This window comes from Bacillus daqingensis (assembly GCF_042654445.1).
Classification (GTDB): Bacteria; Bacillota; Bacilli; order Bacillales; family Salisediminibacteriaceae; genus Alkalicoccus; species Alkalicoccus luteus.
The window spans coordinates 85,830-101,730 of the sequence record NZ_JBHSGK010000021.1 but is presented as its reverse complement, the minus strand read 5'-3'; the positions used below and the strand labels follow the sequence as shown (position 1 = coordinate 101,730).

14 protein-coding genes are annotated in these 15,901 nt (G+C 48.2%); 13 read left to right on the top strand and 1 reads right to left on the bottom strand.

What is annotated here, in order from left to right; genetic code table 11:
- Window positions 1–335: 335 nt before the first annotated feature.
- From ACFO4L_RS15990 to spo0A, 6 genes are all read left to right on the top strand, one after another.
- Entirely contained in the window at window positions 336–932 is a 597-nt protein-coding gene (locus ACFO4L_RS15990) for a CNNM metal transporter family protein (RefSeq protein ID WP_377910662.1), read from the top strand.
- Window positions 933–969: 37 nt separating this feature from the next.
- Window positions 970–2,844 carry a 1-deoxy-D-xylulose-5-phosphate synthase gene (dxs, locus tag ACFO4L_RS15985; protein WP_377910661.1) on the top strand — a complete coding sequence of 625 codons (1,875 nt, stop codon included), beginning with the start codon at window positions 970–972 and terminating at the stop codon, window positions 2,842–2,844.
- Complete coding sequence (locus ACFO4L_RS15980) at window positions 2,844–3,665, top strand: TlyA family RNA methyltransferase (protein ID WP_377910660.1); 822 nt, start codon at window positions 2,844–2,846, stop codon at window positions 3,663–3,665. Before dxs ends, ACFO4L_RS15980 begins: the two co-directional genes overlap by 1 nt.
- Before the next feature lie 11 nt (window positions 3,666–3,676).
- On the top strand, window positions 3,677–4,126 hold the full coding sequence (gene ahrC, locus ACFO4L_RS15975) for a transcriptional regulator AhrC/ArgR (RefSeq protein ID WP_168006358.1): 450 nt from the start codon (window positions 3,677–3,679) through the stop codon (window positions 4,124–4,126).
- Between the two features lie 106 nt (window positions 4,127–4,232).
- Window positions 4,233–5,951 (top strand): DNA repair protein RecN, encoded by a 1,719-nt coding sequence (gene recN, locus ACFO4L_RS15970; RefSeq protein ID WP_377910659.1) that lies wholly within the window; start codon window positions 4,233–4,235, stop codon window positions 5,949–5,951.
- A gap of 103 nt (window positions 5,952–6,054) precedes the next feature.
- Window positions 6,055–6,828 (top strand): sporulation transcription factor Spo0A, encoded by a 774-nt coding sequence (gene spo0A / locus ACFO4L_RS15965; protein ID WP_377910658.1) that lies wholly within the window; start codon window positions 6,055–6,057, stop codon window positions 6,826–6,828.
- 32 nt (window positions 6,829–6,860) lie between these two features.
- Here the strand turns inward: spo0A and ACFO4L_RS15960 are convergent, their stop codons facing one another.
- Window positions 6,861–7,112: a DUF2627 domain-containing protein gene (locus ACFO4L_RS15960; protein ID WP_377910950.1), complete on the bottom strand. Its 252-nt coding sequence runs from the start codon at window positions 7,110–7,112 to the stop codon at window positions 6,861–6,863.
- A gap of 117 nt (window positions 7,113–7,229) precedes the next feature.
- Between ACFO4L_RS15960 and ACFO4L_RS15955 the strand changes: the two genes are divergently transcribed.
- From ACFO4L_RS15955 to ACFO4L_RS15925, 7 genes are all read left to right on the top strand, one after another.
- Entirely contained in the window at window positions 7,230–9,182 is a 1,953-nt protein-coding gene (locus ACFO4L_RS15955) for a sigma 54-interacting transcriptional regulator (protein WP_377910657.1), read from the top strand.
- 138 nt (window positions 9,183–9,320) lie between these two features.
- Window positions 9,321–10,223, top strand: coding sequence for a bifunctional enoyl-CoA hydratase/phosphate acetyltransferase (locus ACFO4L_RS15950; protein ID WP_377910656.1), 903 nt, complete (start codon window positions 9,321–9,323; stop codon window positions 10,221–10,223).
- Between the two features lie 15 nt (window positions 10,224–10,238).
- Window positions 10,239–11,336 carry a Leu/Phe/Val dehydrogenase gene (locus ACFO4L_RS15945; protein WP_377910655.1) on the top strand — a complete coding sequence of 366 codons (1,098 nt, stop codon included), beginning with the start codon at window positions 10,239–10,241 and terminating at the stop codon, window positions 11,334–11,336.
- A gap of 14 nt (window positions 11,337–11,350) precedes the next feature.
- Window positions 11,351–12,445, top strand: coding sequence for a butyrate kinase (gene buk, locus ACFO4L_RS15940; protein ID WP_377910654.1), 1,095 nt, complete (start codon window positions 11,351–11,353; stop codon window positions 12,443–12,445).
- Between the two features lie 15 nt (window positions 12,446–12,460).
- Window positions 12,461–13,885 (top strand): dihydrolipoyl dehydrogenase, encoded by a 1,425-nt coding sequence (lpdA, locus tag ACFO4L_RS15935; protein ID WP_377910653.1) that lies wholly within the window; start codon window positions 12,461–12,463, stop codon window positions 13,883–13,885.
- Between the two features lie 28 nt (window positions 13,886–13,913).
- A complete protein-coding gene (locus tag ACFO4L_RS15930) occupies window positions 13,914–14,912 on the top strand; it encodes a thiamine pyrophosphate-dependent dehydrogenase E1 component subunit alpha (protein ID WP_377910652.1) in 999 nt (332 codons plus the stop codon).
- Window positions 14,913–15,896, top strand: a complete 984-nt coding sequence (locus ACFO4L_RS15925) for an alpha-ketoacid dehydrogenase subunit beta (protein ID WP_377910651.1) — start codon at window positions 14,913–14,915, stop codon at window positions 15,894–15,896.
- The last annotated feature ends 5 nt before the right edge of the window (window positions 15,897–15,901 follow it).

Here is a 15,901-nt window from a genome sequence, read left to right as displayed (position 1 = left end):
GATTACGGCCGCCAGCCGTATGAAATCATCTCTGCAAAAGAGGATAGAAGGTGGCCGGAGCTGCCAAGGAAAACTTCTAGACTGTTCCGTGTACATGAACAGGGGATTATAGTGCGTACTAAGTGGTAATCCAGTCTGATGTTTGGTGACAGCATCAAGCCGGCTTTAAAGGGAAACCACCGGAGCGGCGACGCTTCGGCAGCCGGTTGGGAAAACCTACTGGACCTATGGCGCAGTTTTTACCCTGTTTGTGACCACTCTTCCTACATATTTACATATCAGCCGGGGTCAAGCCGGCATGCTAAAGGACTTTTAAAGAAAGCCGGGTTGCCTTAATGAAACAGTCAATGATCGATTCGTTGAAATGGAGCTGGATGATTGCCGTTATCACTCTTGTGTTAGCGGCTATTTTTTCTGTCGTCTCCACAGCAATCCTGAGCGGTGTCGCGTGGGGCGTCGGCATGCTGATTGTGTTTCTAATTGTCCTGATAGGGGTAATATCAGATACGATAGGTGTTGCCGCAACTGCGGCCGCAGAAAAGCCGTTTCACGCGATGGCAGCAGAAAAACTGCCCGGGGCAAGGCAAGCGGTTACGATCACACGAAACGCAGATAAGTTCTCCAATTTTACGAATGATGTGATTGGGGATATTGCCGGTGTCATCAGCGGTACTGCTTCTGCCTATGTGGTCCTTCAGCTAGCCGTGCAGCTTGGACATAGCGAAGGATCGACGCTGCAATTTGTTATTTCTGTCGTTTTTACGAGTGTCGTTGCAGCGCTTACTGTAGGTGGTAAATCAGTAGGCAAAACAATTGCGATCCGCTATTCTACTGAGATCATCTACCGTGTGGGTAGATTATTTCATTTGTTAGAGGTAAAATTGAAGATAACCATTTTTAAGGATAAAAAGAAAAGACGGAAGAAAGCTTAATGTTAGAAAGCGAGGGTTTCTCTTGGACGTATTGAATATGAAAGACCCGTCCTTCCTGAAAAATATGACAGATGCCGAACTCGAGCAAACGGCGGAGGATATCCGGTCGTTTTTGATCGACAAACTGTCTGTTACAGGCGGACACCTGGGACCGAATTTAGGAGTGGTTGAGCTGACGCTGATGCTTCATCAGCTCTACGACAGCCCGAAAGATAAATTTCTGTTCGACGTCGGGCACCAGGCATATGTACACAAAATTTTGACAGGACGTGCCGATCAGTTTGACACATTGCGACAGCATAAAGGACTATGCGGATTTCCAAAACGTTCAGAATCCATTCATGACTGCTGGGAAACAGGGCACAGCTCTACATCATTGTCGGGTGCGATGGGGATGACGCTTGCACGCGATTTAAAGGGCACGGATGAGCACATCATTCCGATTATTGGAGATGGCGCTTTAACCGGGGGTATGGCATTGGAAGCGCTTAACCACATTGGCCATGAGCAGCGGGATATGACGGTCATTCTGAATGATAACGAAATGTCTATCGCGCCTAACGTCGGTGCTATGCACAACATGCTCGGGCGTATGCGCACGGCAGGAAAGTATCAAAAAGCCAAAGATGATTTGGAAATGCTTATTAAGAAAGTGCCGGCATTTGGCGGCAGGCTTGCTGCTGCTGCCGAGCGAGTGAAGGACAGTCTGAAATATCTGCTGGTTTCCGGTATGTTTTTTGAAGAGCTGGGCTTTACGTATCTTGGACCAGTTGATGGACATGATTTCCACGATTTGCGTGCAAATATGTCCTATGCGAAAAAGACAAAAGGACCGATATTGATTCATGTCGTGACGAAAAAAGGCAAAGGGTATGCCCCTGCAGAGAACGATGCAAAAGGAACTTGGCATGGACTCGGGCCATATAAGATTGAATCAGGCGAAGTAGTGAAAAAGCCGGGACCTCCGAGCTACAGCGGGGTTTTCGCAGAAACAATGAAAACGATCGCCCGCTCGGATGAGAAGCTGGTTGCAGTTACCCCGGCAATGCCGAACGGAAGCGGACTTGATAAATTCGCAAAAGAGTTTCCGGAGCGTATGTTTGATGTCGGAATTGCAGAGCAGCATGCTACGACGATGTCTGCAGGATTAGCCGCACAAGGGATGAAACCGGTTCTCGCCATCTATTCAACCTTCCTGCAGCGGGGCTATGACCAGCTTGTGCATGACGTCTGCAGACAAAATCTCAACGTGATGTTCGCCATCGACCGCGCAGGGCTTGTTGGAGCTGATGGAGAAACGCATCAGGGTGTGTTTGATATATCCTATATGAGACATCTGCCCAATATGACCCTTCTGTGTCCGAAAGATGAAAATGAATTCCAGCACTTGCTCTATACAGCCTATCAGTATAACAATGGACCGATTGCAGTGCGCTATCCGCGTGGAGCGGGTACCGGAGCTCCGATGGATGAGGAGCTGAAAGAACTCTCCATTGGCACTTGGGAATCGCTTCGATCCGGAGGAGATGCAGCCGTGCTTGCAGTCGGTACGATGGTGCCTGTAGCGGAAGAAGCGGCAGAGCTGCTTGCAAAAGAAGGGATTTCTGTTGAAGTGATCAACGCAAGATCTATTAAGCCGCTGGATGAAGAGATGCTGAAGAGGCTGCATGAGGAAGGAAAACCGCTGCTTACGCTGGAAGAGCATGCACTTCAGGGCGGCTTCGGCAGTGCTGTATTGGAATATTACAACAATGAAAATCTGTATAATGTTCCCGTAGAGCGGATGGGTATCCCGGATTGGTATATTGAACACGGGAGCGTGTCCGATCTGTTAAAAGAAATCGGTTTAACAGCAGATAATACGGCTGCCCGTATCAAATCCATTCTGCCGAGAAAGCAGCAGCGTGCCTGATGAAAAAAGAAAGAGCGGATATTCTTCTCGTGGAGCAGGGGCTGTTTGAGTCCAGGGAAAAGGCGAAGCGGGCGATTATGGCCGGACAGGTCCTGGCCGACGGGCATCGTATTGACAAAGCAGGTATGAAAATCGCAGCTGACTCTGTGTTATCGATGAAAGGGAAGCCGATGCCCTATGTAAGCAGGGGAGGCCTGAAGCTGGAGAAGGCGCTGCGGGAGTTTAACATTACGCTTGACGACAGAGTGATGCTCGACATCGGCTCGTCAACGGGAGGGTTTACAGACTGTGCATTACAGCACGGCATTAAGCTCGTTTACGCCGTGGACGTCGGCTCAAACCAGCTCGTATGGAAGCTGCGTCAGAATCCGAAGGTAGTGGTTATGGAAAAAACGAATTTCCGCTACTGCACCCGTGATGATTTTCAGGTGAAAACGCCTGATTTTGCATCGGTTGACGTGTCCTTTATTTCACTGAAGCATATTCTTCCGGTTATGCATGACGTGCTTTCTCAGGAGGCAGAGGCGGCGGTTCTTGTGAAACCCCAGTTTGAGGCAGGCAGGGAGCAGGTGGGCCGGAATGGACTCGTTAAAGACCCTGCGATTCATCACCAGGTGCTCGTTCAGACTGCTGCCCTGGCGCGTGAGGCAGGATTTTGTGTGACCGGAGCTTCATCGTCCCCCATAAGGGGAGGAAGCGGCAACATTGAATTTCTGCTTCATCTGATTAAAACTACTGCATCCTGCCCGGATGAGCCCGATTTCAAAGAGGTTGTAACATTAGCTCATGAGTCAGATCCAGCCGGGGCGGAGAGCAGATAAAGGGGGAAGCAATGAACAAAGGTCAGCGACATATAAAAATTCGGGATATCATAGGAAACAACGATGTAGAAACACAGGATGAGCTGGTAAACGAACTTCGCCGAGCGGGCTTCAATGTGACCCAGGCAACAGTGAGCAGGGACATAAAGGAACTGCACCTCGTTAAAGTTCCGATGATGGACGGAAGGTATAAATACAGTCTTCCTTCCGATCAGCGATTTAATCCGCTTCAGAAGCTGAAGCGTGCTCTTGTAGACAGTTTCGTTTCTATCGATCATACCTCGCATATGATTGTTATCAAAACGCTACCGGGGAATGCAAATGCTGTGGGAGCGCTGATTGACAATCTGGACTGGCAGGAAATAATGGGAACAATTTGTGGAGATGATACAATTCTCATCATCTGCCGTTCCGACAAAGACCCGGAAAAGCTTTCAGATAAATTTTTGGAAATGCTGTAGCTTGCTGCATCAGCATTTCCTGGCGAACAAAGAGGACTGGAGCTGCGGAGCAGAATTTCAGTCCTTTTTTCCGTCTGATATTTGTTGAAGAAAGGACTGTGAAAACATGCTGCTGGAGCTTACCATTCGCAATTTTGCTATTATCGAAGAACTGACGGTTTCCTATGAAGAAGGACTAACGGTACTTACCGGGGAAACTGGAGCGGGTAAGTCGATCATTATTGATGCAATCGGACTGCTGATAGGGGGACGCGGCTCTGTTGATTTCGTTCGGCACGGCAGTAAACGTGCAGAGATTGAAGGCATCTTCACGGTAGATGGAGAGGCAAAAGAGCTGGACCATTACCTGGAGGATGCAGGTGTTCCAATTGAAGAAGGATCGATCATCCTTCGGCGAGAGATTACGGGTGCAGGTAAAAGCATCTGCCGGATTAATGGAAAGCTGACAACGCTGGCTGTTCTTCGTCAGATTGGACAGCAGTTAGTTGATATTCACGGACAGCATGAACATCAGCAGCTTATGCAAACGGATAAACACCGCATGTTTCTGGATAGATTTGCTGAAGAGAACCTGGCAGCCTCTTTAAAAGAGTACCGGGAAATGTACACGCGTTTTCAAAAGAAGCGGACGCAGCTGAAAGCTCTCTCAGAAAATGAACAGGAGATGGCGCAGCGTCTGGACCTGATCCGCTATCAGCATGAAGAGATTACCAATGCAGAGCTGAAGCCGAGGGAGGATGAGGAGCTGGCAGAAGAAAAGCAGCGCCTTGCAAACAGTGAGGGGCTGTATAAAACGGTTCACGGATCCTACGAAGCCCTTTATGGAGAAGGGAAAGGACTGGAGTGGGTAATGACGGCGATGAACCAGCTGGAAGAGGCTGCAGAAATGGATCCCTCATTGGCCGAATTAAAGGAAACCGTGACGAATAATTATTATTTACTTGAAGAAGCTTCATTTACGATGAGGGAATATTACGACGCCATCGAATTTGATCCGGAACGACTGAATGAAATTGAAGCACGCCTGAGTGAAATCAGTCAGCTGAAACGAAAATACGGAACGTCTGTCGAAGAAATTCTGGAGTACGCAGCATCAATCGAGGAGGAACTGGACAACCTTACGAACAAGGATGAGCGTCTGCATGAATGGGAGAAGGAATTAGAAGCGGCCGCAGAAGATCTCCTTGTAGAAGCAAGCAACATGTCCTCGATTCGTAAAAAAGCAGCTGCAGGACTCGAGGATGCCATTCATCAGCAGCTTGTGGATTTGTACATGAATGATACGGTTTTTCAAACTTCTGTGACGCCAAGGGATCCCGGCTCCATGGCCGCCTCTGCGCTTGTAAAACAGCATCCATTCACAGAAGACGGGATAGACGATGTCGAATTTCAGGTAGCTACGAACAAAGGGGAGCCGCTGAAGCCTCTGGCTAAAATCGCATCAGGTGGGGAGATATCCCGGATGATTCTGGCGCTCAAATCGATTCTAGCTAAGCATGAAGGGGTAACATCTCTGATATTTGATGAAGTAGATACAGGAGTCAGCGGGCGTGTGGCGCAGGCGATTGCTGAAAAAATACACCGTATTGCAGAAGGTTCCCAGGTGCTCTGCATCACGCACTTGCCGCAGGTGGCAGCGATGGCTGATACACACCTTTATATTTCTAAATATGGACAGGACGGCAGAACAATTACAAGCGTCCACCCATTGACACAAGAAGAGCAGACGGAAGAAATCGGCAGAATGATTTCAGGTGTAGAAGTAACAGAAGTAACCCGGGAGCATGCCAGAGAGCTTTTGGAACAAGCTTCCCAGAAAAAGTAGCTTAAGGCCCTCTGAAAGAATGCGACTTTTATTGTGCTCAGTACGTATGGTATACTGATTTCGGCATTAATTATAGCAGGTAGCGTCAGAGGGGGAGCACGGTGTGAAGACGATAAAAGTCAGTGTTGCAGATGATAATCAGGAGCTTGTCGGCATCCTTGCTGATTATGTAAATCAGGAAGAAGATATGCAGGTTCTGCATAAGTCGTATAATGGCCAGGAATGTTTGGAATATCTTGGAGAATCTATTCCGGACGTGCTTATATTAGATATTATCATGCCGCATTTGGATGGACTTGCGGTCCTGGAAAAAATCAACCGGATGCAGCTGAAGAAAAAACCGTATATTATTATGCTCACCGCCTTCGGACAGGAAGACGTAACGAAAAAAGCGGTGCAGCTTGGGGCTTCCTACTATGTCTTAAAACCTTTTGACATGGATATTCTCGTAGAGAAAGTGAGAGAGATTGCGACAGGATCCGCTGGAGCGGTTTACGAGCCAAACGTATCGACAGACAACCGGCCGATGAATCTTGATGCCAGCATCACGAGTATCATTCACGAAATTGGTGTTCCTGCTCATATCAAAGGCTATATGTATTTACGAGAGGCAATCACGATGGTGTATGACGATATTGATCTGCTGGGATCAGTTACGAAAGTATTGTATCCTGATATCGCGGATAAATTTAATACAACGTCCAGCAGGGTGGAGAGAGCGATTCGTCACGCGATCGAAGTGGCATGGAACAGAGGAAATATTGAATCGATCTCCAAAATGTTCGGTTACACGGTCAATACTGCAAAATCGAAGCCAACCAATTCGGAGTTTATTGCAATGGTTGCAGATAAGCTGAGAGTCGAGCATCGCCGTTGACCGTTGAACGAAAAACAGCCTGCGGAAGGTTATTACCTTTCTGCAGGCTGTTTTTTTTGAAAGCGCGGAGCGACTTTATTGTTTTTACGGTCCCTGTGCAAAATAAACCCGCCGATAAACCATACGCCCACGGCAAGCGCAGCAGCGCCAGCGAAAAATTGAATGTAAAGCGTCGGATACGGGCTGTTCAGAATTTGAAAAAGCGTATCACGCATCTGCTTAATTCCATACCCTGCTGTAAAAATCGGAATGAGCAGGACGATAAGCGCAGCAAATCGTTGAATAGTCATGAAGCAAGTCCCTTCTTTCATAAGCGTGCATGTTCAGTACCAGTCTATCGAAAAAACCAAGTTCTGTCGAGAATATCCGTTTAAAACGGAGAAGAAGAAGCAGGTGATCGGATGAAGCGTATTTTACTTATCGGCACAAAAGCACAGCTGGAAGAATTGGAAAAGCTCGTACCAGAAGGGGCAGAGGTTTATGGAGGGGTAACAGATCATGCAGCCTGGACCGGCAGTCTGCTGACGACTGTTCCGGAAGAGGATTGGAAATCAAGCCAGTATGAATTTGTTTTTGCTGAGACAAACGTAAGGGACGACACCCTTCCGCTGCAGTGTGCACCCATCTATTTTCGTCAGATGGAGGCGGACGCTGAAAAAGAGGAAATGGAGCAGATGACGGAAAGATTGAAAGAAGTACTAAACGCGACTCACGACGGTATGATTGCCATCAATGAAAAAGCGCAGCTGACACTGTTAAATAAACGCGCTGAAGAAATGACGGGCCTTTCCGCTGTGCAGGATATAGGAAAAGACGTACATGAGGTGATGCCGACTAGCATGCTGCCGAGAGTACTGCAAACCGGAAAGACGGAACATAACCGTAAGCAGAAGCTAGGAAACGACAGAACCATTGTAACAACTAGGGTGCCAATCATGGACCAGGGGCGCCCTGTCGGTGCACTGGGGGTGTTTCGCGACATAACAGAAATCGTCAATATGGCCGAGGAAGTAACAAATCTGAAAAGCATCCAGGAAATGCTGGAAGCGATTATTCACTCATCGGATGATGCGATCTCGGTTGTGGATGAAAATGGGAACGGGCTGTTGATTAACCCTGCTTACACGAGACTGACCGGTCTCTCGGAAGCGGAAGTCGTCGGTAAACCAGCTTCTACGGATATATCCGAAGGAGAAAGCATACATATGCAGGTGCTGCAATCGGGCATTGCTGTGCGCGGAGCGAGAATGAAGGTTGGACCGGCTCGAAAAGATGTCGTTGTAAACGTCGCCCCGGTTATTGTGGATGGAGATGTAAAGGGAAGTGTAGGTGTTGTTCATGATGTATCAGAAATGGAGGCGCTTACAAAAGAACTGGAGCAGGCTCGCAAAATCATTCGCACGCTGGAAGCCAAATACAGCTTCGATGATATCGTAGGCCGGACCCAGGAGATAAAAATGGCGGTGGACCAGGCGAAGGTGGCCGCAAGAACACCGGCTGCTATCCTGCTTCGTGGTGATTCCGGCACAGGTAAAGAGCTGTTTGCACATGCCGTTCACAACGAATCAGGCCGTAAGTTCAACAAATTTATTCGGGTCAACTGCGCCTCGCTGTCTGAAACGCTGTTGGAAAGTGAATTATTCGGCTACGAAGAAGGGGCTTTTTCCGGAGCAAAAAGCGGGGGTAGAAAAGGTGTATTTGAAGAGGCTGATCAAGGCAGCATCTTTCTAGATGAGATCGGCGAACTGACACCAAAAATGCAGGCAAAGCTGCTGCGCGTCTTGCAGGAGCAGGAAATCGTTCGCGTTGGCGGCTCCCAAGTGCTGAAAGTGGACGTCCGCGTTATTGCCGCGACGAATATGAATATAGAAAAGCGGATAGAAGAAGGAGAATTCCGCTCGGATCTGTTTTTCCGTCTAAATCGAGTACCGATCTATATCCCGCCGTTAAATGAGCGAAAAGATGATATCGGCAGGCTGAGTGAGCATCTTATGATGAAGCTGAATCAGGATTACGGCAGGCGGGTCACAAAGCTTTCCCCAGAAGCTCTGCAAAAGCTGCAGCGGTACAGCTGGCCAGGAAATGTAAGAGAATTGGAAAATGTATTAGGCCGGGCAATGATCCATCTCCCTCAAAATGCAAGTATGATTCGGGCGGCTGATATTATAACGGATGAACGTAAAGAAGAGTCGAAATTGGCACCTGAAATCAGTGAAGAGCCTCTTGATGAACAGTTGCGCCGCTTTGAACGGGCCGTCATTGAAAAAATGCTGATTGAAACGGACGGTAATAAAACAAAAGCAGCTTCAAAGCTGGGTATTAGTACAAGAAGTCTCTACTACAAATTAAAATAACTTACATCATAAACCTGATTGCAATAAATTGCGCGCAATATTTTTCGTGGTATGAAAAATATTGCGCGTTTTTGCGCAGGATGAACGGATAGCATTCTGGTATACTCATTTTAGAATGGGTGAAAAGGCGGTGATCGAATGAACGTAACCGATTTATCGAATAAAGTACATACCAAATCTGAACAGGTGACAGTAGCGGTGGCGCATGCAGTTGAACCTTCGATTTTTACAGCCTGCAGCCTTGCAGCCGAAAAGGGGACGGCTTCCTTTCATTTTATTGGTCCGCTAACCGAAATGACAGATGCTATGAAAGATGCAGCGGTGGAACAATCGGACAGGTTTTCATTTTCAGATGCTGCCGATGAAGCAGAATCAGCACAAAAAGCGGTCGTGCTCGTTCACGAAGGACAGGCAGATGTTTTGATGAAAGGGATGACCCCTACTTCTAAGCTTTTAAAAGCGGTGCTTCATAAGGAAAAAGGACTTAGAACCGGACGACTGCTTTCTCATCTGGCGGGGTTTCAGCTTCCAGAGCAGGATGATCTGCTTTTTTTAACAGATGCAGCGATGAATATTGCACCTGATTTAACTCAAAAGCAGGGAATTATTGAGAATGCTGTTGAGGCATTGTCAAAAATGGGGATGGAGCTGCCTAAAACGGCGTTGCTCGCCGCAGTGGAGACGGTAAATCCGGCGATGCCTGCTGCAGTGGACGCCGCAGTTCTGACTCAGATGAACAGACGCGGTCAGCTGGCTGGATGTTTAGTAGATGGACCGCTCGCACTTGATGTCGCCGTGTCTGCTAAAGCAGCAAAGCAAAAAGGGCTGGAAACAGACGTGGCTGGCCGGGCGGATCTATTGGTTGCACCGAATATTGAGACCGGCAACACTTTGTATAAGTCACTGACTCTTTTCGGTGGAGCGACTGTTGGAGGAATGATCGTTGGCGCAAGAGCACCAATCGTGTTAACTTCCAGATCAGATACAGCTGAAAGCCGTCTGTTTTCGCTTTTAATGGCTGTAAGCACGATTCAAAAATAACAGGGGGCGTTACAAATGAAACTATTTACTTACATGGAAGAATACGATTACGAACAGGTTGTCGTTTGTCAGGACCAGGAATCCGGACTGAAAGCAATTATTGCGATCCATGACACCACACTCGGACCGGCGCTAGGCGGAACCAGAATGTGGACTTACGCAACAGAGGAAGCAGCATTTGAAGATGCGCTGAGACTGGCAAAAGGAATGACCTATAAAAATGCTGCAGCAGGCCTGAATCTCGGCGGCGGCAAAACGGTTATTATTGGAGATCCAAAAAAAGATAAAAACGAAGCGATGTTCCGTGCGTTCGGCCGGTTTATTCAAGGCTTGAACGGCCGGTACATCACAGCAGAGGATGTCGGAACGACCGTAGAGGACATGGATCTCGTTTATTCGGAAACCGACTATGTAACGGGCGTCTCCCCAGCGTTCGGATCCTCCGGAAATCCTTCCCCGGTAACGGCGTACGGCGTATATGTCGGAATGAAAGCGGCCGCTAAAAAAGCGTTTGGATCAGATTCCCTTAAAGGAAAGACGGTTGCAGTGCAAGGAATTGGGAATGTCGCTTACAACATGTGCCGCTATCTGCATGAAGAAGGGGCTTCTCTCGTTGTAACAGATATCAATCAGGATTCCGTTCAGCGTGCCGTAAATGAATTCGGAGCTAAAGCTGTAGATGTGAACGACATTTACGATGTGGAAGCAGATATTTATTCTCCGTGCGCTCTCGGTGCAACGGTTAACGACGACACGATTTCACGGTTGAAAGCTGGAGTCATTGCCGGGGCTGCCAACAATCAGCTCCTCGAAAATCGTCACGGCGATATCTTGCAGGAGAAGGGCATTGTTTATGCGCCCGATTACGTGATTAACTCAGGCGGCGTCATCAATGTAGCGGATGAACTGTTGGGGTATAACAGAGACCGTGCAATGAAAAAAGTAGAAACGATTTATGACAGTATTGAAAAAATATTTGCTATATCTGAACGAGACAATATACCAACGTACGCAGCTGCAAACAGACTTGCAGAAGAGCGAATTGAAACAATGAGGAAATCGCGCAGACAATTCCTGCAGAATGGCATGAATATTTTATCTCGCGGACGATAATCTGGAGGGAAACCATGGAACACTACCATCGGATTCTGGCGATCAACCCGGGATCTACGTCAACGAAGATTGGGGTATTTGAAAATGAATCGGAGCTGCTTGAGCATACGATCCGTCACGACAGAGCGGAGCTTGAGGATTACCACTCCATTATTGATCAATATGCTTTTCGGAAAGAGATGATCTTAAGAACGCTGGACGAAGCAGGGATCAATTTGTCTCGTTTGTCGGCAGTCGTCGGCCGCGGAGGGCTGCTCAGACCGATTGAAGGCGGCACTTACGAAGTCAATGAAGACATGCTGCACGATTTGAAGGAGGGATATTCCGGTCAGCACGCTTCCAATCTGGGCGGTATTATCGCCTGGGAAATTGCCAAGCAGCTCAACATTGCTTCTTATATCGTTGACCCTGTTGTTGTAGATGAGATGCATGGCCTGGCAAGAGTATCCGGGTTTGCTGATTTTGAGCGCAAAAGTATCTTTCATGCACTGAATCAAAAAGCGGTCGCCAGAAAAACAGCTTCTGATATGAACCGTGATTACGAAGATTTGCGGCTGATCATCACGCACATGGGCGGCGGTATTACCGTAGGCGCTCATCGCTATGGCCGTGTCATCGACGTCAATAACGGGCTACATGGAGAAGGTCCCTTTTCTCCTGAACGTGCCGGTACAGTTCCCGCAGGTGATCTCGTCTCCTTATGCTTTTCCGGTGATCATTTTTCTTCTGAGATCATGAAAAAAATTGTCGGTCAGGGCGGGTTGGTCGGTCATCTTGGTACAAATGATGCTGTTGAAGTGGAGAACAGAATTGCAAAAGGCGATGACAAAGCGGAGCTTGTTTACGAAGCTATGGCGTATCAGATCGCTAAAGAGATTGGTGCGGCAGCAGCTGTGTTAGAGGGTAAGGTAGATGCGGTCGTTCTTACTGGTGGACTTGCATTTGGGAAGGAATTTGTACAAAAAATCAAGTCACGTGTAGAATGGATTGCAGATGTACTTGTTTATGCGGGTGAAAATGAGCTTGAGGCATTGACCGCAGGCGCTTTAAGAGTTCTGCGGGGACAGGAAAAGGCTAAATCCTATCACATTCCTTCAGTGGAATCCTAAAAAGGAGAGAATCGTATGGCTGAAAAATATGATCTGGTCATATTAGGAGCTGGTACAGGCGGATACGTTGCTGCGATCCGCGCTGCACAGCTTGGACTCACGACAGCGGTAGTAGAAGCTTCTGAACTGGGAGGGACCTGCCTTCATCGCGGATGTATCCCAAGCAAAGCGCTTTTACGAAGTGCAGAGGTGTATAAAACAGTGAAGCAGGCTGAAGATTTTGGCGTGAAAACAGAAGGGAGCTCGCTTGATTTTCCAGCTGTTATGAAACGCAAAGATGATATTGTTTCAAAGCTGCATCAAGGGGTTCAAGGGCTGATGAAAAAAGGCAAAATCGATGTGTATAAAGGATTCGGCCGAATTCTTGGCCCATCCATTTTTTCTCCCACACCCGGTACGATTTCGGTTGAATATGAAGATGAGCGGGAAAACGACATGCTGATTCCTGCAAACGTCATCATAGCTACAGGAAGCAGACCGCGGACACTTCCCGGACTTGAGTTGGACGAAGAGGATATCATGTCGTCAAATGGGGCGCTGCAGCTCAGTGCTCTGCCAGCATCGATCACGATAGTAGGCGGTGGAGTCATCGGAGTCGAATGGGCCTCCATGTTTATTGATTTCGGCATGGAAGTTACCGTGATCGAATATGCCGGCCGAATTTTACCTACTGAAGATGAGGACGTATCTAAAGAAATGAAAAAAGCGCTTGAGAAGCGTGGCGTTACCATTTATACCAATGCTGCCGTTCGCCCTGAAAGTGTAACCAAAAGCAGCGATGGTGTTAAGGCAAGCTTTGATCACGACGGTGAAGAGCATTCTATTACCTCTGATAAGCTCCTCGTATCAGTTGGCAGAGAAGCCAGCATTCAGAATATTGGCGTAGAGAACACAGACATTATTGTCGAGAACGGCACGATTAAAGTGAATAAACACTACCAGACAAAGGAATCTCACATTTACGCTATCGGCGACTGTATTGGCGGCATGCAGCTTGCTCACGTTGCTTCGCATGAAGGCATTGCAGCTGTCAATCATATCGCTGGAGTTGAGGCACATGCTGTTGACCCGGATATGACACCGCGCTGTACATATTCCTATCCGGAAGCAGCTGCAGTCGGCATGACAGAAGAGCAGGCCAAAAGCGCAGGCTTCGACGTAAAAGTCGGCAAGTTTCCTTTCTCTTCCATTGGGAAAGCACTTGTGCATGGGGATGCATCGGGATTTGTGAAATTTGTTTCGGATAAAAAAACAGACGACCTGCTTGGTGTTCACATGATCGGACCGCACGTCACCGACATGATCTCCGAAGCGGCTCTGGCGAAGCTGCTGGATGCAGCTTCATGGGAAGTAGGCGCTGTCATTCATCCGCATCCTAGTTTGTCAGAAGCCGTAGGCGAAGCAGCACTTGCAGTCGAAGGAATGCAGATTCATGGGTAAGGCAAACAAACAAGAGGAGGTCATACAAGTGGCAGATAACAGACATGAAGCACTAGGACTGACGGATGCAGATGTACTGGACATGTATGAAACCATGCTTCAAGCCCGCATGATCGATGAACGGATGTGGCTTTTAAACCGCGCAGGAAAAATTCCATTTGTCATCTCGTGTCAGGGACAGGAGGCAGCTCAGGTCGGCGCAGCGATGGCATTAGAGCCATCTATTGACTTTGCTCTTCCTTACTACCGGGATATGGGGGTCGTGCTTCATTTCGGCATGACACCTCAGGACCTGATGCTGTCTGCATTTGCAAAAGCGGAAGACCCAAATTCCGGAGGACGCCAGATGCCGGGACATTTTGGCTACCGGGCGAAAAACATCGTCACCGGTTCGTCACCAGTGACAACCCAAGTGCCGCACGCAGTCGGTTTTGCACTGAAGTCTAAAATGAAGCAGGAAGAATCAGTCGCTTTCACGACGTTCGGGGAAGGCTCGTCCAATCAGGGCGATTTTCATGAAGGAATTAACTTCGCAAGTGTGCATGATCTTCCAGTCATCTTCATGTGTGAAAATAATAAATACGCTATTTCCGTGCCGCTCGATAAGCAGTTAAACATCGAAAGCGTGGCAGACCGTGCGGCGGGCTACGGCATTCACGGGGAATCCGTCGATGGCAACGATCCACTCGCTGTTTACAAAGCAGTGAAGGATGCAAGAAACCGAGCAGCTGACGGCATTGGTCCATCCTTAATTGAGACGGTATCGTACCGTCTGACTCCTCATTCAAGCGATGACGATGACAGCACGTACCGCTCCCGCGATGAAGTAGAAGCAGCGAAGAAAATCGACTCGATTCACACGTTCGGTAACTACCTGCGCGAAGCCGGCATTTTAAGCGAGGAAAAAGAGGATGAAATTCGAGCCAGACTTCGCAGGGAAATCGATGAAGCGACGGATTATGCAGAGCAGGCAGCTTACCCGGATACGGATACGCTGACGGACTTTGTTTATGAGGAGGGGAACTAAATGCCGGTTAAAACATACATTGAAGCTGTTACAGCCGCTATGCGTGAAGAAATGGAGCGCGACGAAAATGTCTTTGTACTTGGAGAAGACGTAGGGAAACGCGGGGGAGTATTTCGCGCAACGGACGGTCTCTACGATGCTTTTGGAGAAGAGCGTGTGATTGATACACCTCTCGCTGAATCAGCGATTGCCGGTGTAGGAATCGGTGCAGCCATGGCTGGCATGCGGCCTGTGGCCGAAATGCAGTTCGCTGACTTCATCATGCCGGCTGTTAATCAGATCGTTTCCGAAGCCGCAAAAATACGGTACCGGTCCAACAACGACTGGACATGTCCTATCACAATTCGTGCGCCATTTGGAGGGGGGGTCCATGGAGCTCTCTATCACTCCCAGTCGGTTGAATCATTATTTGCAGGCACCCCTGGCTTAAAAATTGTCATCCCTTCTAATCCATACGATGCTAAAGGCTTGTTAAAAGCAGCGATCCGTTCCAATGATCCTGTTCTGTTTTTTGAACACAAGCGGGCCTACCGTCTCCTGAAAGAAGAAGTGCCGGATGAAGATTATACAGTACCAATTGGTGAAGCCGCTGTAGTACGCGAAGGAAGCGATCTGACGATCATCACTTACGGATTATGCACGCACTTTGCCAAGCAGGCTGCTGAACAGGCTGCAGAAGACGGCATTGAAACACATATTTTGGACCTGCGTACGGTGTATCCGTTAGATAAAAACGCCATTGCAGAAGCAGCTTCCAAAACAGGAAAGGTACTGCTCGTCACGGAAGATAATAAGGAAGGCAGCATTATGAGCGAAGTGGCAGCGATTATTGCTGAACACTGCCTGTTTGATCTTGATGCACCTGTTAAGCGTCTTGCAGGACCGGATGTGCCGGCAATGCCGTATAATCCGCCGCTTGAAAAAAAGTTTATGGTGAATACCGATAAAATTGAAGAAGCATTGCGGGAGCTTGCTGAATTTTAACGAGG

Bases quoted from the DNA above. Each gene is read 5' to 3' on its own strand.
- ACFO4L_RS15955 (WP_377910657.1), top strand. From the start codon at position 7,230: ATGAAGCGTATTTTACTTATCGGCACAAAAGCACAGCTGGAAGAATTG.
- ACFO4L_RS15980 (WP_377910660.1), top strand. From the start codon at position 2,844: ATGAAAAAAGAAAGAGCGGATATTCTTCTCGTGGAGCAGGGGCTGTTT.
- buk (WP_377910654.1), top strand. From the start codon at position 11,351: ATGGAACACTACCATCGGATTCTGGCGATCAACCCGGGATCTACGTCA.
- ACFO4L_RS15950 (WP_377910656.1), top strand. From the start codon at position 9,321: ATGAACGTAACCGATTTATCGAATAAAGTACATACCAAATCTGAACAG.
- ACFO4L_RS15925 (WP_377910651.1), top strand. From the start codon at position 14,913: ATGCCGGTTAAAACATACATTGAAGCTGTTACAGCCGCTATGCGTGAA.
- lpdA (WP_377910653.1), top strand. From the start codon at position 12,461: ATGGCTGAAAAATATGATCTGGTCATATTAGGAGCTGGTACAGGCGGA.
- ACFO4L_RS15945 (WP_377910655.1), top strand. From the start codon at position 10,239: ATGAAACTATTTACTTACATGGAAGAATACGATTACGAACAGGTTGTC.
- dxs (WP_377910661.1), top strand. From the start codon at position 970: ATGAAAGACCCGTCCTTCCTGAAAAATATGACAGATGCCGAACTCGAG.
- ahrC (WP_168006358.1), top strand. From the start codon at position 3,677: ATGAACAAAGGTCAGCGACATATAAAAATTCGGGATATCATAGGAAAC.
- recN (WP_377910659.1), top strand. From the start codon at position 4,233: ATGCTGCTGGAGCTTACCATTCGCAATTTTGCTATTATCGAAGAACTG.
- ACFO4L_RS15990 (WP_377910662.1), top strand. From the start codon at position 336: ATGAAACAGTCAATGATCGATTCGTTGAAATGGAGCTGGATGATTGCC.